Raw genomic sequence first — 23,053 nt, 5'->3', positions numbered from 1 at the left:
GAATGTGATTAGCTTGTTCATGCCAAATCCCCAGGTTTCCTGCCGAACAGCGTGCCTCCTATAATATCTTTCCGGTAACGGCTCAAGATCCATCTCTCCGTGACACCAGCGGGCCGCTCCCCCCAAGACCGGAAATATAACATATAAAGCTGGATATGACGAAACATCATCCAATCGGGGATATGGCGCTGCAGCTCTGCTGAGACAGTCCGGCAAACCGAATATCCTTCCAAAAAACCATGCAGGAATTGCTCAGGAGACCAACTGCTCTCACTTGCCCGGCTATGTTCCACCAAACCGTAATACATTGCGACCGCAATGTCGCTCGCATAATGATGCTGAGTCAATCCGTCGAAATCGAACATGACGATGCCTTCCCCGGTCCAATGAAAATTGCGAGGATGCATATCGTTGTGGATTAAACCAAATTCTCCCGTATGCTCAGGAATTCGCCTTACTTTAGCCATCCAGGTGTCAGCCGCAGACCGAAGCTCCGGAAACGAGCTGTGGGCACATACGTCGAGCGTTGGCAGCAGCTCCGATTCCTCCCATCTGGGACGAATCCATGCGGGCAGCTTTGGCACATACAGCTCGGAAAGGCTATGCAGCCGTCCCATGGCGGTCCCCCATGCTTTGTAAAGTTTGGGCCCATAGTGGGCGGGGCAGACTCGCTCGCCCTCCGCCCACTCGAAAGCATACGCCCAGTATCCCGCGCTGACTCCACTCCCATCGCCGCCCACCATGCCCTCCATACCATCCATGCTACCGACGATATTTTCTACGTATTGACCACTCCTTGAAGCGATGGGCTTAGCAACCGAAACGCCATTAGAAGAGACAAATTGAATAAAATCGATTTCTCCCATCAGCTGTTCCCGGCTCCTACGGCTCTTCCGGGTCAGTTTTAAAATAAATTTGCGCCCTTCCATTTCCCATGCGTACACTCCACTCTCAAAGCTCTCCAGCGCAACGAATACTACTCGTTCTAGAGCGAAGCGTCCGATGGCTTCTTGAACGATTCCGTTGTCGTCTTGTACATGTAGGTTAGTATTCATCGGCTGGCGGTTCCTTGTTCCTCATCCACCGCACTCAGCAGCGCAACCAGTAATTTTTCGTGCTCATCAAGAAGCAGAGTGAAACGGTCCTGCACAAGGCCGATCTTACCGCGCTGGCAGGATAGACCGACCTTGTACAACTGCATCAGCGCTTTGCGCCATTGCTCCCGCAATCCTTCCACGCGGTGTAGAAGCTCCTGCCCCTCTTGCGGCCAACGCCCGTGATAGCGCCCTATATATGCAGCAAGATATTCAAGCTGATGAAGCATTCCCCCGACCCGGAAGCAATAATACACATTCCGGCACACAGCAGCGAAAGCCGGAGCGTCTAACGCAAGCAGCTTCGTATAGTCCCTTACATACATACGGTAGGCAAGAATGCCTTGGTACCTTTGGTCAGGCAGCTCTAAGCCTTGATTAAATGTGCGGATGTTTTGGAGAACCGCATTAAATCGTCCTATTCTTGTGGACGGCTTCTGCTCCGCATCTGCCTTGAACCACGCGTAGCCCCATAATCCCCTTCGCAGCGCATCAACCGTTAGCGCTCCTTCATAGGTAGTGACGTGCCCCGCCTGATCGAGAAAAGAACTGTCACCGATTAGAACCGAATCGTCGCCATCGTCCCAGCCAAGCAGAAGCACAAGGTGATTTCGTTCTTCTCCGTCTCTGAATACTTCATGATAGTCGAGCGATGTCGTACGTATAAACAGCAGCGGCATGCGGCCTTGAAGCACAGCCTCCCGCAATTGCAGCAGCGCGGAATCCGGATCAAGCTCCACCTCGAATGAGGCATGCAGCTGGAGTCCGTAAATTCGGGCGAATCGTTCTACAATGTCCTCCTGAGACGCAAGCCAAACCCTGTTCAGATCTCCGTAGTACTCCAAATTCAGCCCGTTCGTCTCAAAATATATATCCGCTTCATCGCTCTCCGCTGCCGCCTCCGGCCGCTCTTGCTCAAGGATGTGGTACAAACCGGAGAACAAGCAGTGCAGGCCCGCGCGTATGGCAAACGGTTTTTTATGCTTAATGTCCATTTCCATGGGTTGTGGCCTCCTTTACCGCCGGCGAGAGTCCTTCCGGTTCCCCATTTCTTCTTACATAGGGGAGAATGTACTCGCCGATGCGCAGCTGCTCATCGGGCCCCGCGAGCCCGCTTAGAATAAAATAGTCTACGCCTAGCTGCTGGAACTTCCGAATTGACTGCCGCACCTCCTCGTACGACCCGACGATGGAAAACCCGTTTGATGTATTCAGCTGCACGAGTCCTGCCCATAAGTGCTCGGATACTTTTGCCATCGGGTCTGCATAATGCGCTTTGTAGCTCTGAATCCCTTCAGCATCGCAATTATTGCGGAACAGCCTGTTCGTGCGCTTCTCTAAAGCGCTCGTTCCTCCAAGAAAACGCTCCGCTGCGGCCCAAGCCGATTCTGTCGTCTCCCTGGCAATAATATCGATCATAATGCCGCACTTGGAACGATGCAGACTTGCCTTCGGGATATATCCGCGAAACGTTTCAAGCCGCTTGCTGACAACCGGATAATCATGTCCGTACGTTAAATAATGGTGCCCGCTGGCAGTCGCGATTCGCATGGCCTCTGGGGAGCTGCCGGAAATGAACACGCTGCCGCGAGCAGGCGGCTTCGGATACAGCTCTCCTTGATTCACCTCGAACCAAGAGCCTTTAAAGTGAACAGTTCCGCCTTCTTGCAGCCGGTGAAACAGCTCTACAAATTCCTTCGTCCGCTCATAACGCTGCTCGTGGCTAAGCGTTTTCGTCATGCGTCCCATCTCAATGGCCGAGCTGCCGGTTACCACATTTATATCCGCTCGGCCGCCAGTTAACAGGTTTAATGTGCTTAGCGCTTTTGCTGCTGCCGTTGGCAGAATATAGCTCGTATTTTGCGCGATCAGAAATCGCAGCTTCCCGGTCCGCTCGGCCAAATATGCGGCAGCAAGCCAAGGGTCCATGTATTCGTTCGCGTTGATCAACAATACGGAATCAAAGCCGTACCCTTCGGCCGCTCTAGCCTGCTCCGTTATCCGCTGAAGGTCACCGTGCGGAAGCATCCAGCAAAAAGCCATTTCGCTCACTCCTTCGAAGGCTGCATCTCCTTATATTTTGAGATCAGCTCCCCGATTTTTCGCATCGTAGAGACGTTTTCCGTCAATAAATCTTCATCATCGATCATCAGGTCAAAATATTGCTCCAGCTCTACCACAAGCTCGACCACAAGAACAGAGCTTAGATACTGCTCCGTTAAATCCGCATCCTCTCCAAGCGCCACCAGCAGCTCCGGCTCTAGGTTCAGCTGCTTCGCCAAAATATTCACGATATGTTCCTTATTGTCCAGCATGAACAATCACCCCGCTTTGCGCCTCTGTATATCTGCCGTCGATGACGAGCTTGCCCGAGAGCAGATGGCTATTCTCTGCAAATTCCTCCCAGCTGGTAATCAGGGCGATAACTTCGCTCCCCGAAGCCAGCTCCTCCATCGTTTGTGCATATGAAATGGGCAGACCATAAGCTGAATCGAACGCATTCATCGATAGCGGGTCATAGGCAGCGATGTTCAGATATCCCATTCCGAGCAATTGACGAATGATTTCAAAGGAAACGGCGCCGCGCACATCGTCGCTGCCTGGCTTAAATGAAAGCCCAAGAATGCCAATCTTACGGCTCTTCTGGTCTCCGGCAGCAGCGGCAATCCGCTCCGCCATTCGCAGCTGCGCCTTTTGGTTCACGAGGACCGCAGCCTGCAGCAGGCCGGCATGTTCGCCAATGACAGAAGCGTGATGAATCATAGACGCAATGTCCTTAGGCAAGCAATATCCGCCGAAACCGCAGCCTGGGTATACGTAATCGGTCATCTTGGCTGGCGTGCCGTGCCAGCGCTTGTCCTCGTGAAGCAAGCGAAACGCCCGAGGAATCTCAATGTCGCCAGTCTGCTCCGCAATCAGTGCCATCTCATTCGCAAAGCTGATCAGCGTGGCGAGCAGTGAATTGGACATATATTTAACAAATTCGGCGGTTGTGGCCGATACGCGGTGGACGGGAGCATCATAGCCTAGGGCATACAGCTCGGCAAGCATCCGTCCGCCGATAGGCTCAGTCTCCCCAATGACGATTCGGTCCGGCTCCATCACATCGCGCCACGCCGTGCCTTCCCTTAGAAACTCCGGGTTTGCTGCCAAGACGTAATGCTCTCCAAGGCGTAATCCCAGCTGCTCGAGCAGAGGAGCTATTACGCGCGATGTCGTACCCGGCGGTACGGTGGACTTTATGACCAGCACGCGGAACCGACCGTCGAGCAGCACCTTGCTGCTTTCCTTGAACCCATCCAGCAGGGCGTTCAGATCTGCGCTGCCATCGGCATGAGCGGGAGTGCCTACGCAGTAAAAGATATATTCCGCACTACGCAAGGCTTCTTCGGGCGTATCGCAAACCACGAATCGGTTGCCCAGATAGCGCCCAAGCTGCTCTTGCAGCTGTGGCTCGTGAAACGGTATGCTTCCGGTTTGGTACAGCTCCCTTTTTTTCGGATCGCAATCGTATGCAAATATGGTACAGCCGAGACGATGGGCAAGTCCAAGCCCGGTTGTCAAACCGACAAAGCCTAGTCCGATTACCGCGATCATACGGAAATCAACTCCTCTTGCAGAAACGTTAAATAACGTCTGACTCCCTCGGACACTTCAATCTCGGGCCGATAACCGAGCACAACTCGAGCCTTTGAAAGGTCTGGACAGCGCCTAGACGGGTTATGCAGCAAATAATCCTTTTCTGGGGATGCCGTGTAGCGGATGTCTCCCGTGTAGCCTTGCAGCTCGGCGGCAGCCTCACGATATATGACAGCCAACTGCTCAACGGACAGCTCGCCGCCGTCCATGCCGATATTAAAGAAGTCGAATTCGTCATGCAGAAGGACGCGGAGATAGCCGTCAATCGCGTCGGCAATGTAGCAAAACGTCCGAGTCGGCTTGCCGTCCGAGTGGATGACAATCGGTTCATTCTGGAGAACGGCTAGCGCAAAGTCGGCGGGCAGCCTTCGATCCGTGAGCGACATGCCCGGACCGAAATTGTTGAACGGCCGCACAACACGGACCGGCATGCCGAATGTGTGATGATAGACGTAGCAGAGCGTCTCGCCCATTCGTTTCGACTCATCGTAGCATGCGCGCGGGCCGATGCTCGCCACATGTCCCCAGTACGACTCAGCGGTCGGTATAAAATTCGGGTCCGGATCGCCGTATATTTCGCTGCTGGAAAAGAACAGAAGCCCCTTCAGCGAGCGATGCTTATAGAAGTCAAGCAGCCGCTGCAGCCCCATGACATTCGCTTCGATCGTTTCGACTGGAAACTGCCGATAAAACGTGGGTGAGGCGATGGAAGCCATATGAAAGACGTAATCAGCAGACTCGGCATCCTGCACAAGCTCAAGGCTGTCTCTGGCAATATCGAACGTGTGCACCTCAATATCCTGATGCTCCCGCATTAGGCGGGAAAGCCACCTTGGGATACCGGAACGAAAGGTATCGAGCAGCAGCAGCTTATCATAGGCATGGCCCTGCCGCTTCAGATGGACGAACAAGTGAGTCAGGTAAAACCCGATAAAGCCGCCGCAGCCGGTAATCAAAATCTTCATTCCGACGAAGCAGGCGGGGTTGGCCATTTTATCTTGGATATACGCCATATCCTCCTGTAAGATCGAATTATTCATTGCATCCATAGGCATTTCAGCACCTCCCTTAATCCTCGCGCCAGCACTTCCAAGGGGCTTCCCCGGAAGCCCAAAGGCTTTCAAGATACTGCTTGTCGCGCATCGTATCCATGCAGTCCCAGAACCCATCGTGTCTGTAAGCCATCAGCTGTCCCTCCTCAGCCAGCCGGGGAAGGACATCGCGCTCAAGCACATCCGTATCGTGACCGATATAATCAAGCACGCCTGGCTCAAAGACAAAAAAACCGCCGTTAATCCAGCCTCCGGTATCGGCCTTTTCCTTGAAGCAGACGACCTGATCGCCCATTAGGTCCACCGTACCGAAGCGGGCACGAGGCTTGACGAGCGTGACCGTGGCTAATTTTCCATGGGATTTGTGGTAATCAAGCAATCGCTTGACATCGATGTCCCCCACTCCATCCCCATAGGTCGTCATGAATGTATTGCCGCAGAGCTGATTCCGAAGTCTGTGCAGCCGCCCGCCCGTCATGGTGTTCAATCCCGTATCGAGCAGATGCACCGTCCAATCCGGCTGCCTGTGCCTCACAATATCGACGGTCGCTTGGCTCATCTGGATGCAGAAATCGTTTTGCAAATACATATAATTGAGAAAATATTGCTTGATCATTTCCTTCTTGTATCCTAGAGCGATAATAAACTCATTAAAGCCGCAAGCATCGTAAATATTCATAATATGGCATAAAATCGGCATGCCTCCGATCTCTACCATCGGCTTCGGCCGCAGCATCGTTTCTTCACCCAGACGAGTACCGAAGCCGCCGGACAATAAGACAACCTTTGTTTTCTCCATCTTAGGCGCTCCTCTGTTATGAACGACTACCATCTAATCGCAATGCTAATGGGCCCGCTGCCAAGGCGGTTTCCGGCCATTCTCAGTTCGTCAATGGGCGTACCAGGCTCAGCATCGCCCCCCTAGCTGCTTGCGCTGGAGTAATTGCGGATAGCTACGTTCCACAGCTTCCGCGAGAAGAATAAAAATAGCAGCGGGGCGATCAGGAACCAGACCATATGTACCCAGGTCAGCCGGTCTAGCACGAACAGCGGCGGAAAATTAGTAATGACAAACACCGGGAACAAAAACGTGCCTACATGCCGAACCGAGCGGCCATATATATGCATGGGCACATGGTTCATATCCCATATCGCGGTAGACATTTGATTGACCGCCGCCGTCTGCACCGTCCAGAACGACATCAAGGATGGCATCAGGAAAATCGCATATTTGAGCACAATGCCAAGGAAGATGAACAGCATGAACACCAATACCCGCGAGGGTGTGACCGGAATGCCCATGCGAGCCCAGGCAAGGATAATCATCCCTGCTCCGGCCACTATGTTTGTAAACGAAAAGCCGAAGTCCACATTGCGCAGCGTCGCAATAAACTGCAACGAAACCGGCTTAGTGATGAGCAAATCAAGCGTTCCGTTTCGAACATGATTGCTCAAATTCATGAAGTTCGAATAAAAGAAAAGACAATAAAAGCCCGTCATCATCGTAAAGGACCCGACAAACATCATCATCATATCCGGCGTATAGCCATTAATGACGACCCCGACGCGGAAGGCAACCATCACATAAAGCAGCTTGATAAATAAATAAGCGATTTCAATCGTGTTCGCGAACAAAAAATTGATCCGGTATTCCATCTGGGCGATGAAGCAGTTTTTGACGAAAACCTTGTAGATCAATGCGTATTTTTTTAATGTCTTTAACAAGGCGGCTACCCTCCCACCGCAATATACTTCGTGAGACCCTGCCTCCACAGCAAGGTCGAGAGCGCGGCGAACACCCCAATCCAGACTAGCTGCATCATTGCCCCGGCAACAATTTCCGGGCCGGTCAACATGCCGCTGAGCAGGCGGATGGGAAAATAAATCACATAATTGAATGGCAGCGCCAGCAGAATAGCCTTGGTAAGCGGGCCGTAAATATCCAGCGGAAACAAACCCCCGCCCGCAATATTGGCGAGCAGCGCAAACGTCCGAAACGCGCCATTCGCTTCCGTAAACCAGAAAGCGACGGCACTTAAGCTATAGTAGATGAAGAAGTTCAGCATTAAGGCGCTGGGCACGACGCATAGAAACAGCAAAATATGGGACAGGTTGACCGGAAAGTCCAGCCACGCTTGCAGCAGCAGCATGACGATCACCGAAAGGGCGAGTACAACGATCATTTGCACGCTTTTCTCCCCTAGAAAACAGAAAATCCGGTATAATAAATACCCGATCGGCTTGACGAGGTACTTATTCAAACCGCCGTCCTTTATGTCCCGGGCAATTTCGTATTGGAATGTGGTGCCGATCAGCTTAGACATCAAGACGGCCAGAATGGAATAGGCGATCATCTGGTTATACGAAAATCCGAACACCATTTGTTGGCCCGAGCTGGTAAACACCGCTCTCCAGTAGAAATACTGAATTAAAATCGGAAATACCGCGCCAAACAGGTTCAGAAAGAAGTTCGTCCGGTATTCCAGCGAATTTTGCACGCCGAGCGAGAAGGTTTTCGAGTACATGCTATGCAGTCTCATGCTTTTCACCGCCACTTTGGTACAGCAGGGCGATGCCCTCCTCAATCGGAATATCCTCGATGGTGAAGTCGATTACGGGAAGGTGATCCAGCACCCAGCGCGACATTTTTTTAATTTCCGACTGCTCGAACACGAACTTCACATGCGTATCCTTGAATTCCTTGACCTCTCCGACTTGATTCAGCACCCATTCTTCAACGGGCTCGGAAAGCACCAGCTTCATTATCTTTTTATGCCCGAGCCTTTCATTGACCTCATTCAGCCCTCCGTCAAATACGATCCTTCCATGGTTGATGATAATAGTCCGATCGCACAGTTCCTCAATATCGTTCATGTAGTGGCTGGTTAGAACGATTGTCGTTTTTTTGTCGCGGTTGTAATATTTGAAAAACTCCCTTATTTTGCGCTGCGAAATAATATCGAGACCGATGGTTGGCTCATCAAGAAGAAGGATTCTCGGCTTATGAATGAGAGCCGCAATCAGCTCCATCTTCATCCGTTCACCTAGCGACAATCTGCGCACCTGCACCTTAAGCAGCTCCTTCACGTCCAGCAGCTCGGTCAACTCTCCCAGCGTACGCGCATACTCCACATCGTCCACTTCGTAGATGCATTTGTTCAGGTATAGCGACTCATTCGCAGGCAAGTCCCACCACAGCTGATTTTTCTGTCCCATGACGATGGAAAATTGCCGTTTAAATTCGTTTTTCCGCTCCCATGGCGTGTAGCCGAACACTTTGGCGCTGCCGCTCGTCGGATGCAAAATGCCCGACAGCATCTTGAGCGTCGTCGTCTTGCCAGCACCATTGGGCCCGAGGAATCCGACGACCTCGCCCTCCTCTATGCTGAAGGAAATATCCGACACCGCATGTTTGGTTTGCATCTCACGGCGGAACAGATTTTTGATCGAGCTTTTAAGTCCCAGCTCCTTCTTATGGTAAGCGAAGGATTTGGATAAGCCGTCAACCTCAATGATCATGCCTGTTGTCTCCTTTACTGCGTACGTTCCTCGACATGGCGCTTGCGGCATACAGCCGCCGTATGAATCCGCTCCTGAAGCCTGACCCGCTCCAGCGATTCACGAAGAAGCTCGCGACTTCCTTTGCCAATGCCAGTCCCCGTCCAGACGCTGTCGCGGAAATACGCCAGCTGATTTTCGTAATAATGCATCGGCTCAAAGCTTTTGCGGTCAAGCGAACGGCCGGTTCCCGGCTCCTCGATCTTGATCGTGATTTTATATCTCCCAACGTTGGCGCGAAAAAAATCGTTCACTACGAGGTCGGCATGCTCCAGTCTCAGCACATGCCGCGTACGGTAAGGGCGTTCGAAGGAAGCCGACAGCTCCGCAGCGAACCCGCTGGCATAGGCGAGCGATGCGTCGAACGTCCAGTCGCAGCCCCTCGGACCATCAAACGCTGATTCCGCCTTCAGCATCAAAGGCTTGGTTGCCTCAATGCCTGGCAGCTGCTGCAGCATTTGCAGCCAGTAACAGCCAAGGTCGGCGAAGACGCCTCCTCCTCTGCCTGGATCGCAGCGGTAGCTCGTCATTGGCAGATCACGCATCGATATATGCAGCTCCGTCCGCATCTGCAGCAGCTTGCCATAACGCTGCCCTTGAATGAGCTCCTGCAAGGCGCTCTGCCACGGGTGATGCTGGATCATCAACCCTTCCAGCACAATCACTGGCTGGTCTGCAAGCTGCTCCGCAAGCTTCGCACACTCCGCCGCATTCATCGCAATCGGCTTCTCCACCAGCACATGCTTGCCCGCCTGGGCGGCGCGCAGCACCCATTCGGCATGAAGGTCATTGCTCAGCGCGATATACACGGCGTCAACATCCGGGCTTGTCAATACATCCTCAAGCCGCTCAAATACGTGCGGTACACCGAATTCCGCAGCCAGCGCCTCCGCCCGCGATCTTGTACGGTTAGCAATGCCCACCACCCTAATGCCTTCGACGAACGGAAGCGGCTGGAATACTGCCCTGCGCACGATAGACGCACAGCCGATGATGCCTAGACCTAAAGTTCTCATGTCAGCAGCAGCTCCTATATGTGCTTAAGCGCCGAGACGCCATGCAGATACAGTACATTGCACTTGGAGCATGCCGGGGTCAAGCCGTTATTGATGGTCTCCCGTATGCGATCGTATTCTGCGGAATTCCATATCTCCTCAAGGCTTTTTTCTTTTAGATTGCCTACCGTAAACTCGGAGAAAAATTTACAGGCCGAAATGTTTCCGGTAGGCGTTACGTCAATGCGTGTAGCCAGCGCCAAACAATCGGTCGCACAGCGACTGGTCATAACCTCGCCTGTGACGAAACGCTCAATTTCATCAAATTCGAGCCCCGGCTGGTAGCGCAGACGAGTTTCCCAGACACGTTCGTTCATTTTGCGAAGCTGCTCCAGCAGGGAGGGAAGATGCTGCGGCTCAATCCGGTACTTGAAGGCGTGCCAGCTGCTCTTCTCTCCCTCCTCCAAATGGCGCAGCCAGTCGAAGTGCTCGCGAAAATAATCGTCCATCGCAAGCGACGTATCCTGAGCGATGTACCAAGGGAACGTCAGCAGCACGAGATCAATTCCCCGCTGCTCGAAGCTCTCCATCAGATCGTATAAATAATTGATGTTAGCGTTATTGATGACGCAATGAACCGAAATCCGTCCATGAAACCGCCCCTCTGATCGAAGCGCCAGCAGCTGGTCGATGCCTTTCATCACCTTGCTGTAAGAGCCTTTTCCCCGGATGAGATCATGGTCCTTCTCGAACCCTTCCACGGCGATAAGCAGCTCCAGCTGCTCAGAAATACGCAGCATTTGCTCCATATATTGGTCGAAGAGCAATCCGTTGGAGCAAATCGTGACCTCACGAGGATCCTCCTCCAGCATCGTCAAAATCTCGCCGAACCGCCGGTGGAACATCGGCTCGCCGCCCCACAAATACAAGCGGGATTTCGCCTGCTTCGTATCCTCGAACAACCGTTTCACAAGGGCAACGTCGATATCCAAATTTTGTTCAGCCGCCTCCATCTGATGATGGTAGCCATCCTCGTTCCATTGATAGCAATGCTTGCAGCGCAAATTACAGCGGTTGGTCAGCTTAATAGCAACCACCTCGGGAAGCTCCGTCTTGTACTTCGGGTTTTCCCGCTTTTGCCTCATCGGGATCGCTGCGTTTCGGATCGTTCGCTTCAAAATTTCGAACGACTTCTCATCCATTCGGATATTTGTTTTAGGCTGCACGCTTACTTCCCTCCCCTTAAGCTCAGCATAGATTCCTAAGTGATACGCGGCTTCTCGTTATAATACAAGCAGCAGCCCGGGCAAATGGAAAACAGCTGCTTGCGCAAATAGTCCCTGTACTGCTTGTATTTTGTGCCGTTCCAAATCTCCTTTAAGCTGAGCTCATTGACGTTCCCGAGCGACAGATCGTAGAAATTGTGGCAGGAGGTTACCTCGCCTCTAGCACTCACCTCCGTGCTAATCCATGGGAAAACGCAGCGCTTCTTCATATTGGTAACCTTGGACCATTCCGCATTAAAATAATGGCGGATATTCTCCTCGCTGATTACCTTCGGATATGCATTGAAGTACATGCCATGCTCCGCGCAGTGGCGCTCGATCCGCTTCAACTGCCGGCACAGCTCCGCCGCATCGACTTCCGCGAACTGTGCAGGGTCGGCGATAAAGCCTCTGGCAATTGGTGCGGCGGCAATATCGAAATGCTCCCGCAGCACGCCTGCATAGTGATCGTAACGCTCCCGGGTGACATATTGCTGGAGCTCGACGCTAATGCAGTCCAGCATTGTAAGGTCTACACTTTCAAAATAGAATCGCTCCAAATGTCTATAATTCGTCGGCGTGACAGTCGTACTGATGCCAATTTTCGGGTATTCGCTGCCCCTTGCTTCCCGAAGCTCATAAAGCTTGCGGATGCCTTTCATTGCTTTGCGGAAGACGCCTGCTCCCCGCTGTGCGTCATTAATTTCCTCGGGACCATCAAGCGACACCCAAATGCGCTCTGGCGGAAAGGCCATAATCATCTCTGCATGCCGCTCCAGCAAAGTGCCGTTGGTAGGAAAATGGACTTTGCTGCCCGCTCTATGAATGAGCTCCAATACCTCGTCGATCCATGGGTAAAGCAGCGGCTCTCCCCCGTAAAGCTCATAATAGGGACGTGTCTCCTTGCAATCCTCAATAATCTGTTTTACCACGCCGATATCGAGCTTCCTTAGCTCTGGCTTCTCCTTGTAAGAGCCGTTATCTCCCCACTCGAAGCACATCTTGCAGCGTAAATTGCACGATTCGATCAGCTGCAGAAAAATCCACTTGGGACTGTGCAGGTCTAACGCTTGCGCCGCGATAGGCGCGGACTCCGTTTTGATCGCCATCATCTCGCCCTCCTTCCTGAGGATACCGTCCTTTACCTCAACCCAATCGTTCCACATAGTCGTCCGTATACGATCTCGTAGCTGCTCGTTTTGCGAGCAGCCGTTCATGAATCGTCTCTAGCACCCCCTCTGCAAACCCCTCCCGCTCCCAATCCTCATAGGTAATTCCAAGCCCGTGCTCCAGCCATACCTCCAAGTTTTTCTTCTCATGCTCGCCGAACGGCTCAAGCATAATGACCGGTGTGGCCGAGGCCAGCGAATCCATCAGCGTCCCCGCCCCAGGCTTGCTAATGATGCCCTTAGCCTGACGAATGACATCATAGAGGCCATGATGGGATGGCAGATTGGAAAATGACGGTGCAGTATCCGGCCTAATCTCGCCGAACCTTGGAAATTCATGCTCCCCGGACTCCCCTTTCATCCAAGCCATCCACCCGGGATCATTCATGTAATAACGATTGCCCGGCTTCTGCCGCTCGGCCTCCGCCGGTTCATAAGCCACGACATCGAGGGCAAGACCCTGCTGCACAAGCTTCGGTATTTTCCCTTGATACGTCCCCATCCCCCAGCCTCCGCCGTGAATCACATACCGGGTCGCTCTGCCTGCGAATGGCAGCGGCTCTCCGTCGCCGACAAGAATTTGCAGATGAATAGACAACGTTGACGACGCATACAGCCAAACCTCTCGGTAACGAGCTGGATAATCGGGCATATATTTTTTGAGGCTTTTCCAAGAGGGCGATAAATCCGAATCCACATAAAGCAGATCGACCTCCAACTCGGCGGCATCGGCACCTAGCTTCTCTCTGTAAAGCTCCAGGATGTACACCCAATGACCAGACAAGGAAATAAACCTCCTTCGTCCCTCCGCCGCCCAGCTGTTTAGCAGGTCAAAGATTTGTTCAGGATCGAAGCTGTCCCGAATATCCTTGGGCAGCTTCGTGGCGATTTTCGCAAGCGCAAAATTATCATGATAAGCCTTTCGGCTGTCTACGATTTTTGCTTGCTTTTCCTTTTGCATGTATCTTTCGAATACCAGCACCTCGGTCGGTATGCCGCGCTGTCTCAATTGATAGTTCACGATTAAACCAGGGTTATAGAAGCCGAGCCCGAAGCCTGAGCAAAGAATTGTGGTGAAGCGATTGTCCCGATTCCTCCCATTGCCCATCTTATTTTCCTCCTCCATCCCTTAGGCGCTTAATTGGTTACGGCAATACCACGAGACTTCAAGAGGGCCCGCATGCGGGCAAGCAGCTCGCCGCAGCGTTCTATCCGCCCCGCTACAGCGGACAAATAGAGCCTTCCCTTGCGCTTTAATCCGTCCGCCTGATTGATCGTGAACGTACCCGCACTAAGCGGGAGGATTCCCTCTCCCCGATCAGGCCGGAAGAGCAGCCCTTCGCGCTCCATTGCCGCAAGCAAATCTGCGTACTCCACGATTCCAAGGCAGATGACGGATAAATAGGTGAGGTTCCCTTGAAGCGAAAATTCGGCCAAATAATCGTCCAGCCGTTTTTTAATCAGGCTCATCGACTTGCGCGCGTTAATTTCAACGATTGGCACGAGACCGCCGTCCGCCAGCAGCATTGAATCGACACAAACATGTCCGTAGTAACCGCTTTCATAAAGCAGATCGCCCGTTTTCCGCATGAGCTTAAAATAGCCTTCACGCTCCAGCTTTTCTAGGAGCGCCTCGCTTGCACTAAACGTTCCCAGATAGGCAAACTCGGCGTTTATGACCTGCTGTACGGAAATCAGCTCATAGCCGCCGTCCGCAGCAATGTGGAATTGGCATGAAAAATCGGTCTCCTTGTCCAGCAGTGGCTCGAGCAGAAATAAAACTGATTTTCCCTTCTGCTCCTGGGCAGCAACATACCCGGCTATACGCTCCAGCGTCGCCATGCTTTGGATCAGCAGATTCCCTTTGCCGGATACGCCAAACGTATCCTTAATAAGCACGGGACCGGCACCCAGCATCGCTTCGGCGGTGCGCCTCAGCTCCATATGATTCCTCACAGTCCTCGTTGGTGGGCCATATCCCAGACTTTCTCTGAGCTCTGTCGAATACAGCTTGGAATTCACGCGCCTAATCGTATCCATATCCGGATAACGCCCACCAAGCTGGTAAAGCGATGACAGCTCCTGCAAGCCGTCCAGTACGGCAAACGGCTCAACAAAGCCGCCTGGCGGAAGCAGTTCCTCATACTGGCGCACTACCCCCTTATTCAGCATGAGCTGGAAGGGATTTTCCTCCTGAGCTCCGCTGTAACAACCCTCAAGTGGCTCGTCGCTCGTCCTGAACGTCAAGCCAATGCTGCTCAAATAGCGAAGCTGCGCCGGGGACACGGGACCCCGGGTAAGCAGCACATCCGAGCTTTCGCAAAATAAAAATAACAGCTCGTCCATAGCGCCAACGATCGCCTTTGCCTGCGGATCGGGCAGGGAAGGCAGCTTCGCCAGCGTTTCATCCCGCCACAGCGTCTCCGCATCGAAGGCGCCGCAATGGATCGTCGTTACGCCCCCAGCCCGCCTCATGCGCTTTTCGCTTGAATAAAGTCGCAGAATATATCGATCGACTGGAGATGCTCCATATCAAATTGGTCAAAATCGATTTCGATTTCGAATTCGTCTTCGATTCGCAGTATGAAATTAATCAACTGGAGCGAGTCCAGCCCCACATCGCTTAGCATATCGGAGGCCCCCGTCAGCGTAGCCGCTAGTTCAGGCTCGTTCTTGACTTCGGAAATAATCGTAATAATTTGCGTCTGCAGCATTACTTGTTCTCCCCTTCATTTCGTTTTCGAATAACCGCCAAAATATCGGTTTGCGGGTATTTTAAATTATAATTGGTTAAATGCGGCTGCCGATTTTCCGTGATTGAAACGAGCTCCAGATCCTTTGGGAGCGAAGCCAGCACATGCGCAACAAACGCTTCTTTCGTAAAACGCCAAATGACGCCATCAATAGACGAATTGGCCATATATCCCTCGCTCATTTGTTTGCCTGAGCCCTGCTCCTCCAAAATGACAGGGTCCAGAATCCACAATTCCCCTCCTTTATTTAGCAGCCTTGCACATTCCTTAAACGCTTTTTTATGATGCCTAATGTGATGGAAGCATCTGGCGAAGACGATTTTGTCAAAGCTTTCGTCCGCCTTCTCCACCTGATAAATGCCAGAATGGAGGCAATTGTGCAGTCGGCCCTTCTTCATGCCGAATTGAAGGTATTTTTCATTAATATCGAGATTAAAAAACTCTACATCCCTCCAACGCTTTGCATGCTTGTTCAGAAGCCCCGTTCCACAGCCAACCTGCAGCACGCTTCCTTGTAATTCAGGCAAAAAATGATAAACCGCTGTCGGTCTTGGAAAGTTCAGCACAAACATCGACAGCTCATACAGCCGGGGATGCTTTTCTACCAATCGCACGAGTTTACTGACGTAGAAGGGATTTTTTTTCGTTTGCTTTTTAAAGTCGCGTTTATTCCAGAAATAATAAGGCGGATACAGCAAGGCGTAATACATGAGGTACATGAATCGCAGCAGCATAACGCCAAGCGGACTTGTGTGTCGACTGACCTGATGCTGAATCGGTGAGGTTGTAAGCGTTGTCTTCATTGCCAAGCGGGTGAACAACTCCTCTCATCTACAACATGGGGTGATGTAGCTTCTGTGAGTCAATGGCCTACTTCAACTTTATAGACATTGCTATTCGCTGTGCAATAAGACTTTTTTGATGAACGGTTTCTTGCTTTGAATAAGCCTTATTTCCTTCTATTGCACTTTTTTTAAATATTTGCACTTTCTAGAATTCGTTAAGGAATAACCAATTGATTCAAGCATCTCTCCAAAAATAGCGCTTCACTACGTTTACATTGCTGCGTGCAGCGAATGGCATTTATGATGTTGCTTGGGTCCCTTTTGACCCGCTGCTTCACACACCATTGATGAACAATTACGGTTTGCTTAAGCACATCCTGCCCCATCGCAAGCAGGCCATTATCGGAAATCAGCTTGTGAGCATGCAAGTATTCGACTCTTTTCATCATCCATTGCTTATGATTGACGAGCGTCTGGAGTGCTTTCATATGAATGATTGGCTGGTCTGATTCCAGCTCCCTTTCAAGGAATTGCTCGAGCAGATCATACACGCGCAGGCCAAACCAGAAATGAATCCTTTGCGGATTTTTTTCAGCCAACGGCTTAGACAGCAAAAATTCCTCCAGTGACCTTGCGATAAATTGAACGTCAAGCTCAAAAGCTTGCGTGCTTAAATCCCGGTATGGATACTCGATAATCTCCAAGGTCTGGCTGATTCGCTGCTTGATGGGCCCAGCATGCCGGAGCGATTCTCGCAGCAGCTCGAAGCTGACCGGTCTACCAGAGTCATAGACTGGTGGATTCGAAAAGTAGCCTGCAACATAGAACAGCTGCTGCGAAACATCGACGCCGTGAATAAGCAAATGATGCACCTGCTGCTTGGTTTGGTAAGAGGAGGTGCCAGGAATATAATATTCATCAAGCGCGATAGCTAAATATTGATTTTTGTAGAGACAATCGATGAAGAAGGCTAACGGGTCATCAAACCACGACCTCAATTGATCCGTATGCAGCTTTGACACAAAGGTATAGGGCAGTTCGTGAAAATAAGAAGAGGACGCGAAATGAATAAAGTTGCCCTTATCAAATTCAGGAACGCCAAACAGATGGATATAGTGGCTAAAAAGCCAAGGCAGAGATAATGCTTCATTCGTCAGCACAATGGCCTGGGAAAAGGCGTGGTACGAATTGACCTCAATGATCGGCTTGCGAAGCGGAAGGATATGAGCGGTGTTTACAGCATCCAAATAGATCGCCTCTTTTCAATGGGATTACTCCACCTTAGGTCAATCTCTTTTTTCCTGCAATTGCACTTTTTTGAATCCGTTCGAAAAATGGAGCTTGCAGACCGAATATATTGATATTTTCTCTCTTCATTCATTAACGAGCTAAATTGACCTCAACAAAATTTTCTTTTGCAGCGGGCTGTACCCGTTCTCTCAACGATAGATGAAGCAAAGCAAGCTTGGCTTATTATCTTTAAGTGGTAGTGAACACGAAATGATGTAAAAAATTACCCATTTTCAGCAAAACGCGATATATAAATGAAAAAGACCGCTAATCAATTAGCGGCCTACGTCCAATCTTGATTGTACAGAATTGAAAATTACTCCTGAAAATTAATCAGTTCTATATTCAAAATAATCGAACTGTGCCAGCGAATCACTTGGTTTCCCATTGCCGGTAGCATACAAGCCAACGTAGACTCCTGTAAAACCACCGGCCACTTCGCTTGACAGATAGAAACATTCTCCCCGTCCGAGCTCCGTCTCCTCCTTACCGTTCAATGCAAAGGCAAAGACATAAGTAGTCGCATCTGCTGCGATGCTTAGAAGGATGGGACCTACGGGAATGGTCTCCTCCCGCTCCACTTTCCACAAGGAGCCTATTCTCCGGCGAAACAGTACCGTCTTAACCCCGTCAATGCGAGCTACAGCAATCTCATAATGCCCCTTCTCATTCATATAAATGGTTAAGCCAGCTTCCTCTCCATCTCGTGAAGGCTCGAAATCCAGCAAGGCAGAAACCTGACATTCCAAATGACGCTGCCGCTGGCCGACGAAAGTCTGACGCTCGATCCCATCAAGTCCCTGTTCCATACCGAGGAGCGTTAGCCAACCTGGACGGCGCGTGAGTGAATACGCCTCTGGCACTGGATTGCGTAGGTAATTCCAATGCAGGTTGAGCGACTCGCTGTTAAAATCATCACGACAAATGCCTTCAAATTTTCCCGGATTTCCTTCATAAAAGGATGGGCCCTCAATTTCTAATTGAGCCTTGCCATCATATCCGATAACAGGCCAGCCATCATCCGACCACGTAATTTGAATTAAAAACGTTTCCCTACCTAAATGATGATAGAACGGATAACCAAGAGGACGGATACCCAGGTAGACTGCCCACCAGCTTCCATCATGCGCTTCGACGAAATCGGCATGACCCGTTGCCTGAATTGGCAAGCCGGTACTGCGGTTACTCAATATAGGATTGCTTGGACAAGGTTGGAATGGACCGTAAGGCTCCATGCTTCTTGCAATTGTCACCATATGACCGAACTCAGTACCACCTTCCGCAATAAGCAAGTAATACCAATCGGCTATACGATACAAATGCGGACCCTCGGGATAGCTGCCGCCCGTTCCCTCCCAGATCAGCCTGCGCTCTGTAAGAATGGCTCCAGTGTCTGGATCTATCTCCGCCTGATAGATGCCCGGAAGCTCATCTCCTCCTCCGGTACCAGTCACGTATACCTTTCCATCTTCATCGAACATGAGAGAAGGATCAATACCGCCCCACTCCAACCAAACGGGCTCTGACCAAGGCCCTTCCGGCCGATCTGCTGTCACAATGAAGTTCCCACCATGCTGTACGTTCGTGGTGATTAAATAAAAGCGCCCGCCGCGATAACGCAAAGTAGGTGCATAGATTCCCGTGAAGCTAAAGGCCCCGCCGCCGCTAGTTTTAGTCCCTAGAGGCAATTGGCTTTCCCTAGTCAGCACATGCCCGATCTGAGTCCAATTGACCAAGTCGCTGCTGTGAAAGATCGGAATGCCGGGGTAATAGTTGAATGAGCTGTTGACTAAATAATAATCGTTTCCGACCCTGCATATGCTGGGATCGGGATAACAACCGCTCAAGACGGGATTGGAGAATTTCATTGTCTTCAACTCCTATAGTCCGAATAGCTGATATTGACGGCCCCGCCAGGTTTATTTGACAGCTCCGATCGTAATGCCCTTGACAAAATATTTCTGAAAGAATGGGTACGCAATGAGGATCGGAAGCACGCCGACCGCCGCAATCGCCATTCGCACGGAGGTGCTTGGCAGCTCAGAGATCGCTTGGCTCGCGCCCGTGCCGGCCGCATTACTGTTGCTCGTCAGAAACTGGATGTCCGTGATCATCTTTGTCAAAATAGTTTGTATACCGAACAGACGTGAATCGGTCAGGTAGATAAGACCGTTAAACCAATCATTCCAATAGTTAATAGCTTGGAACAGCCCGATCGTCGCCATGATGGGCAGCGACAGCGGAAGCACAATCCGATAGAACGTTTTGATCTCACCCGCACCGTCAATGCTTGCTGCTTCGATCAAGGCAGGTGGAATGGACGTCATGAAGAATGTACGGACAAGCAGGACGTTGAAGCCGCTCATGAGCAACCCCGGCAGTAACAGTCCGAATATGGTGTTCTTGATATCGAAGAGTTGAGTGTATACCAGATAAGTCGGTACCAGCCCACCATTAAATAACATAGTAAAGAACACGAGAAACGTCCAGAAGTTGCGCAACGGCATATCCCTTCGCGATAACGGATAGGCAAGCGCAGAGGTAATCGCAAGACTAACCGCCGTACCGACAACTGTGATGAACACGGTAATGCCGTATGCTCGGCCCAGCTCAAGATGATGTGTCCACAAGTATTCGTAAGCAGACAAACTGAATTGCTCCGGAAAGAATGTATAGCCGTTCCGAATAATGCTTGCTTCGCTGCTAAGCGATGCCATGATCAATAGCGCGAATGGTATGATACAGGCCAAGGCGAACACCGACAGCGTTACATTAGCGATCCAGTTTATAGCTTTATTTTCGATAGCCATGGTTGTTATGCTCCTCCACTCGCCCTAGAACAAGGCGTTCTCCCTGTTGATTTTCCGGACGATATAGTTCGCGCCCAATACAAGCACGAATCCGACGAGCGACTGGTAGACGCCTGCGGCGGATGCCATGCCAATGTCGCCCAGCACCATAAGACCGCGGTAAACGTAGGTGTCGATGACATTGGTCGTATCGGCGATCGCTCCAGCATTCATTGGTACCTGATAAAACAGGCCGAAGTCGGAATAAAAAATACGTCCGATGCCAAGAAGCATCAACATCACGATGACTGGCGTAATAAGGGGGATGGTGATCGCACGGATCTGCTGCCACTTACTCGCCCCATCGAGTGTTGCCGCCTCGTAATATTCAGTATCGATGCTGATAATAGAAGCCAGATAAATGATACAAGAGAATCCTACCGACTTCCATAAATGCACGATGGTCAGAATATATGGCCAATACTTGGGCTCTGTGTACCAAGATATTTCGTCAATGCCCAGAAGCGGCAGTATCGTCTTGTTCATGAAGCCCGTCTCCATGCTGAACGCGGCGTAAGCCAGATAGCCAACGACTACGAATGAAATGAGATGCGGCAGAACGATGACGCTCTGATAGAAGCGCGACAGTACCTTTCTCCTCACTTCATTTAGCAGAATGGCGAACGCGATGGCGAGAACCGTGCCGAGAATAATGAAAACAGCATTATACAAAATCGTATTTCTTGTAATAATAAAGGCGTCACTCGTCTTGAACAGATACACGAAATTGCTAAAACCTACCCAGTCGCTCGCGAAAATACCCTGAGAGTAATTGATGTTCTTGAATGCAATGAACATGCCAAGCAGCGGTAAGTAGTTATTGATCAGCAGGTAAGCAAGACCCGGAAGCATGAGCAGTGTAAGCGGTAAATATTTAAAGAACGTACGGTGTCTCTTTTTTGTATATTCCATTCCTATCTCGTCCCTTTCCCGAAAGGTCTCTTCTTTAAGAAACGATCCAATCGGCTCTGACGTCCGGTTGGATCGTTGTACGTTCTCATCCTATGTGCCGTTTGTAGACGCCCACTCATTCAGTTGGCTCTGCTTCTCTGCAATAATCTTGTTGATGCCTGATTCCTCAAGCTTCTTAAGGAATTCAGGCAACACCTTGTCAACATCAACGGAGCCACTCTCAAGAACGCCTTTGTATTGTAATAAGACTGCGTTACTAGCGGCAATTTCATTCTTCACGTTGTCGCCGTTGAACGAGAAACCAAGCGCCTTGGATTTAGCAGCGTTGTGGTTGAATGCCTCCATTTTGACGTAGACGTCGGGTTCGTCACCTTCAAATACGTAGGACAGAAATTGGTTACCGTGCATCCAGCCATAGTTCTTGTACCCCACGTTATCGCCTGTTACACCATCGGGATATTTAATCATATTATCCTGGCCTTCCATCTTCACGTAATGCTTGCCTTCAATCCCCCAGTCAATCAGGTTAACAATCTCCTTGTCGGTATACATCAGATTCAGGAATTGTAGAGTCTTCGCCGGATTCTGCGACTTGGCTGCCACACCAATGGCCACGTTCGTGACCGTATCGGTCTTCGCTACAGGCTCAACCGTCTGCACCGACACCATGGGATGGCTGGTCATACGGCTTTCCTGGGCATCAAAGCCAGGCTTCATCTGGGTGAAATAACCTGCCGCTTTGCCGGACTTCACGATGGCATGGTTTGATTCGGGATTCGTCGCGGCGTCCTTGAGAATGTAACCTGCTAAATACCATTCACGAAGTTGACGCACCATTTTCTCGTATTCTTCCGTCGCAAACCAGTTTACGACGTTCAAGTCTGCAAGTCCGCTATTCAAAAGGACGCCAAGCTCGTTGCCCAACGGATCGTAGGTACGGTAAGTGCCAAGTATCGTGCCACCTGCGAGATTTGTCGCACTAACCATATCAGGTTCATTCTCCTTCAACGTCTTGAACGCCTTGCCGAATTCCTCGAAGTTCTTAATCGTTCCTAACTCGATATCGTATTGGTCCACGAGATCCTTGCGCATGACGAACCCGAAATTTTGTGCCAAGTCCCGAATGCTCGGCACACCGTAGCTAATGCCGCCGACCTTGGTCGCATTGTAATAGTCCTCACCAAGCGCGTCGATAATGCCTTGCGCGTTTTCCTCCATGATATCACCGAGAGGATATAGCACACCGCGCGTAACCTGTGTGCTATAGTTGCCCAGCATGGCGATCATGTCCAGCTTCTCTCCGCTCGACATCATCAAGTTGATCTGGTTCGTGTAGGCGCTGTTGCTGATTGGCAGCAGCTTGACTGTGACATTAATCTTCTCTTTGGCGATCTTATTAACCTCGTCTTGGACGAGCTGAATGTCCACAGGTACGTTGTCAAATGTTGGGTATGCGTATACAATTTCATAAGGCTTCTCCTCGCTACTCCCTGCAGAAGTCGCTCCGTTCGAAGCATTTCCAGCGTTACTGCCGCCGCCCGAGCATGCGGACAGCAGCATCGTCAAGGCAACTAGCCCGCCTGTCCAACCCATCTTTTTGTTCATGTGTCATCCCCCGTATCTAGTGTCGTGGACTCTTATGTTTGCGAGCCTGATCCCATTGTACGGTCAAGGCAGAAGAGTCACTACTCC

At 50.9% G+C, this 23,053-nt stretch carries 22 protein-coding genes; all 22 read right to left on the bottom strand.

Annotated features, from left to right (window positions below):
* Positions 1-17 precede the first annotated feature (17 nt).
* The gene (locus ABEW34_RS25705; protein WP_430162662.1) at positions 18-1,055 is read right to left on the bottom strand and encodes a phosphotransferase enzyme family protein; all 1,038 of its coding nucleotides are present in this window, start codon (positions 1,053-1,055) and stop codon (positions 18-20) included.
* Complete coding sequence (locus tag ABEW34_RS25700; RefSeq protein ID WP_430162660.1) at positions 1,052-2,095, bottom strand: hypothetical protein; 1,044 nt, start codon at positions 2,093-2,095, stop codon at positions 1,052-1,054. Before ABEW34_RS25700 ends, ABEW34_RS25705 begins: the two co-directional genes overlap by 4 nt.
* A complete protein-coding gene (locus ABEW34_RS25695; RefSeq protein WP_430162658.1) occupies positions 2,079-3,137 on the bottom strand; it encodes an LLM class flavin-dependent oxidoreductase in 1,059 nt (352 codons plus the stop codon). Before ABEW34_RS25695 ends, ABEW34_RS25700 begins: the two co-directional genes overlap by 17 nt.
* Before the next feature lie 5 nt (positions 3,138-3,142).
* The gene (locus ABEW34_RS25690; RefSeq protein WP_430162656.1) at positions 3,143-3,409 is read right to left on the bottom strand and encodes a phosphopantetheine-binding protein; all 267 of its coding nucleotides are present in this window, start codon (positions 3,407-3,409) and stop codon (positions 3,143-3,145) included.
* A complete protein-coding gene (locus tag ABEW34_RS25685) occupies positions 3,396-4,691 on the bottom strand; it encodes a UDP-glucose dehydrogenase family protein (RefSeq protein ID WP_430162654.1) in 1,296 nt (431 codons plus the stop codon). Before ABEW34_RS25685 ends, ABEW34_RS25690 begins: the two co-directional genes overlap by 14 nt.
* Positions 4,688-5,788 (bottom strand): NAD-dependent epimerase/dehydratase family protein, encoded by a 1,101-nt coding sequence (locus ABEW34_RS25680; RefSeq protein ID WP_430162652.1) that lies wholly within the window; start codon positions 5,786-5,788, stop codon positions 4,688-4,690. Before ABEW34_RS25680 ends, ABEW34_RS25685 begins: the two co-directional genes overlap by 4 nt.
* Positions 5,789-5,801: 13 nt before the next feature.
* Positions 5,802-6,584 (bottom strand): glucose-1-phosphate cytidylyltransferase, encoded by a 783-nt coding sequence (rfbF, locus tag ABEW34_RS25675; RefSeq protein ID WP_430162650.1) that lies wholly within the window; start codon positions 6,582-6,584, stop codon positions 5,802-5,804.
* Positions 6,585-6,706: 122 nt separating this feature from the next.
* The gene (locus ABEW34_RS25670) at positions 6,707-7,510 is read right to left on the bottom strand and encodes an ABC transporter permease (RefSeq protein ID WP_430162648.1); all 804 of its coding nucleotides are present in this window, start codon (positions 7,508-7,510) and stop codon (positions 6,707-6,709) included.
* A gap of 5 nt (positions 7,511-7,515) precedes the next feature.
* Complete coding sequence (locus ABEW34_RS25665; RefSeq protein ID WP_430162646.1) at positions 7,516-8,325, bottom strand: ABC transporter permease; 810 nt, start codon at positions 8,323-8,325, stop codon at positions 7,516-7,518.
* Positions 8,312-9,304, bottom strand: coding sequence for an ABC transporter ATP-binding protein (locus ABEW34_RS25660; protein ID WP_430162644.1), 993 nt, complete (start codon positions 9,302-9,304; stop codon positions 8,312-8,314). Before ABEW34_RS25660 ends, ABEW34_RS25665 begins: the two co-directional genes overlap by 14 nt.
* A gap of 14 nt (positions 9,305-9,318) precedes the next feature.
* Positions 9,319-10,359: a Gfo/Idh/MocA family protein gene (locus tag ABEW34_RS25655; protein WP_430162642.1), complete on the bottom strand. Its 1,041-nt coding sequence runs from the start codon at positions 10,357-10,359 to the stop codon at positions 9,319-9,321.
* A gap of 14 nt (positions 10,360-10,373) precedes the next feature.
* Positions 10,374-11,564, bottom strand: coding sequence for a radical SAM protein (locus tag ABEW34_RS25650; RefSeq protein ID WP_430162640.1), 1,191 nt, complete (start codon positions 11,562-11,564; stop codon positions 10,374-10,376).
* Positions 11,565-11,599: 35 nt separating this feature from the next.
* A complete protein-coding gene (locus ABEW34_RS25645) occupies positions 11,600-12,715 on the bottom strand; it encodes a radical SAM/SPASM domain-containing protein (RefSeq protein WP_430162638.1) in 1,116 nt (371 codons plus the stop codon).
* 34 nt (positions 12,716-12,749) lie between these two features.
* Positions 12,750-13,880, bottom strand: coding sequence for a UDP-glucuronosyltransferase (locus ABEW34_RS25640; RefSeq protein WP_430162636.1), 1,131 nt, complete (start codon positions 13,878-13,880; stop codon positions 12,750-12,752).
* A 29-nt stretch (positions 13,881-13,909) separates the two neighbouring features.
* Positions 13,910-15,247: a hypothetical protein gene (locus ABEW34_RS25635; protein ID WP_430162634.1), complete on the bottom strand. Its 1,338-nt coding sequence runs from the start codon at positions 15,245-15,247 to the stop codon at positions 13,910-13,912.
* Complete coding sequence (locus ABEW34_RS25630; RefSeq protein WP_430162632.1) at positions 15,244-15,486, bottom strand: acyl carrier protein; 243 nt, start codon at positions 15,484-15,486, stop codon at positions 15,244-15,246. Before ABEW34_RS25630 ends, ABEW34_RS25635 begins: the two co-directional genes overlap by 4 nt.
* Entirely contained in the window at positions 15,486-16,328 is an 843-nt protein-coding gene (locus ABEW34_RS25625; RefSeq protein ID WP_430163209.1) for a class I SAM-dependent methyltransferase, read from the bottom strand. The genes ABEW34_RS25630 and ABEW34_RS25625 overlap by 1 nt, the downstream gene beginning before the upstream one ends.
* Positions 16,329-16,525: 197 nt before the next feature.
* On the bottom strand, positions 16,526-17,557 hold the full coding sequence (locus tag ABEW34_RS25620; RefSeq protein WP_430162630.1) for a hypothetical protein: 1,032 nt from the start codon (positions 17,555-17,557) through the stop codon (positions 16,526-16,528).
* Between the two features lie 372 nt (positions 17,558-17,929).
* Entirely contained in the window at positions 17,930-19,468 is a 1,539-nt protein-coding gene (locus tag ABEW34_RS25615) for a glycoside hydrolase family 43 protein (protein WP_430162628.1), read from the bottom strand.
* Positions 19,469-19,519: 51 nt separating this feature from the next.
* The gene (locus tag ABEW34_RS25610) at positions 19,520-20,410 is read right to left on the bottom strand and encodes a carbohydrate ABC transporter permease (protein WP_430162626.1); all 891 of its coding nucleotides are present in this window, start codon (positions 20,408-20,410) and stop codon (positions 19,520-19,522) included.
* A 24-nt stretch (positions 20,411-20,434) separates the two neighbouring features.
* Complete coding sequence (locus ABEW34_RS25605; protein WP_430162624.1) at positions 20,435-21,361, bottom strand: ABC transporter permease; 927 nt, start codon at positions 21,359-21,361, stop codon at positions 20,435-20,437.
* Positions 21,362-21,451: 90 nt separating this feature from the next.
* Positions 21,452-22,966 (bottom strand): ABC transporter substrate-binding protein, encoded by a 1,515-nt coding sequence (locus ABEW34_RS25600; RefSeq protein WP_430162622.1) that lies wholly within the window; start codon positions 22,964-22,966, stop codon positions 21,452-21,454.
* Positions 22,967-23,053: the final 87 nt, after the last annotated feature.

It is taken from the genome of Paenibacillus algorifonticola (genome assembly GCF_050481745.1).
GTDB classification, from domain to species: domain Bacteria; phylum Bacillota; class Bacilli; order Paenibacillales; family Paenibacillaceae; genus Pristimantibacillus; species Pristimantibacillus algorifonticola_A.
This window is presented reverse-complemented; position numbering and strand designations above follow the sequence as displayed.

Bases quoted from the DNA above. Each gene is read 5' to 3' on its own strand.
- ABEW34_RS25705 (WP_430162662.1), bottom strand. From the start codon at position 1,055: ATGAATACTAACCTACATGTACAAGACGACAACGGAATCGTTCAAGAA.
- ABEW34_RS25700 (WP_430162660.1), bottom strand. From the start codon at position 2,095: ATGGAAATGGACATTAAGCATAAAAAACCGTTTGCCATACGCGCGGGC.
- ABEW34_RS25695 (WP_430162658.1), bottom strand. From the start codon at position 3,137: ATGGCTTTTTGCTGGATGCTTCCGCACGGTGACCTTCAGCGGATAACG.
- ABEW34_RS25690 (WP_430162656.1), bottom strand. From the start codon at position 3,409: ATGCTGGACAATAAGGAACATATCGTGAATATTTTGGCGAAGCAGCTG.
- ABEW34_RS25685 (WP_430162654.1), bottom strand. From the start codon at position 4,691: ATGATCGCGGTAATCGGACTAGGCTTTGTCGGTTTGACAACCGGGCTT.
- ABEW34_RS25680 (WP_430162652.1), bottom strand. From the start codon at position 5,788: ATGCCTATGGATGCAATGAATAATTCGATCTTACAGGAGGATATGGCG.
- rfbF (WP_430162650.1), bottom strand. From the start codon at position 6,584: ATGGAGAAAACAAAGGTTGTCTTATTGTCCGGCGGCTTCGGTACTCGT.
- ABEW34_RS25665 (WP_430162646.1), bottom strand. From the start codon at position 8,325: ATGAGACTGCATAGCATGTACTCGAAAACCTTCTCGCTCGGCGTGCAA.
- ABEW34_RS25660 (WP_430162644.1), bottom strand. From the start codon at position 9,304: ATGATCATTGAGGTTGACGGCTTATCCAAATCCTTCGCTTACCATAAG.
- ABEW34_RS25655 (WP_430162642.1), bottom strand. From the start codon at position 10,359: ATGAGAACTTTAGGTCTAGGCATCATCGGCTGTGCGTCTATCGTGCGC.
- ABEW34_RS25645 (WP_430162638.1), bottom strand. From the start codon at position 12,715: ATGATGGCGATCAAAACGGAGTCCGCGCCTATCGCGGCGCAAGCGTTA.
- ABEW34_RS25640 (WP_430162636.1), bottom strand. From the start codon at position 13,880: ATGGGCAATGGGAGGAATCGGGACAATCGCTTCACCACAATTCTTTGC.
- ABEW34_RS25635 (WP_430162634.1), bottom strand. From the start codon at position 15,247: ATGAGGCGGGCTGGGGGCGTAACGACGATCCATTGCGGCGCCTTCGAT.
- ABEW34_RS25630 (WP_430162632.1), bottom strand. From the start codon at position 15,486: ATGCTGCAGACGCAAATTATTACGATTATTTCCGAAGTCAAGAACGAG.
- ABEW34_RS25625 (WP_430163209.1), bottom strand. From the start codon at position 16,328: ATGAAGACAACGCTTACAACCTCACCGATTCAGCATCAGGTCAGTCGA.
- ABEW34_RS25615 (WP_430162628.1), bottom strand. From the start codon at position 19,468: ATGAAATTCTCCAATCCCGTCTTGAGCGGTTGTTATCCCGATCCCAGC.
- ABEW34_RS25610 (WP_430162626.1), bottom strand. From the start codon at position 20,410: ATGGCTATCGAAAATAAAGCTATAAACTGGATCGCTAATGTAACGCTG.
- ABEW34_RS25605 (WP_430162624.1), bottom strand. From the start codon at position 21,361: ATGGAATATACAAAAAAGAGACACCGTACGTTCTTTAAATATTTACCG.
- ABEW34_RS25600 (WP_430162622.1), bottom strand. From the start codon at position 22,966: ATGAACAAAAAGATGGGTTGGACAGGCGGGCTAGTTGCCTTGACGATG.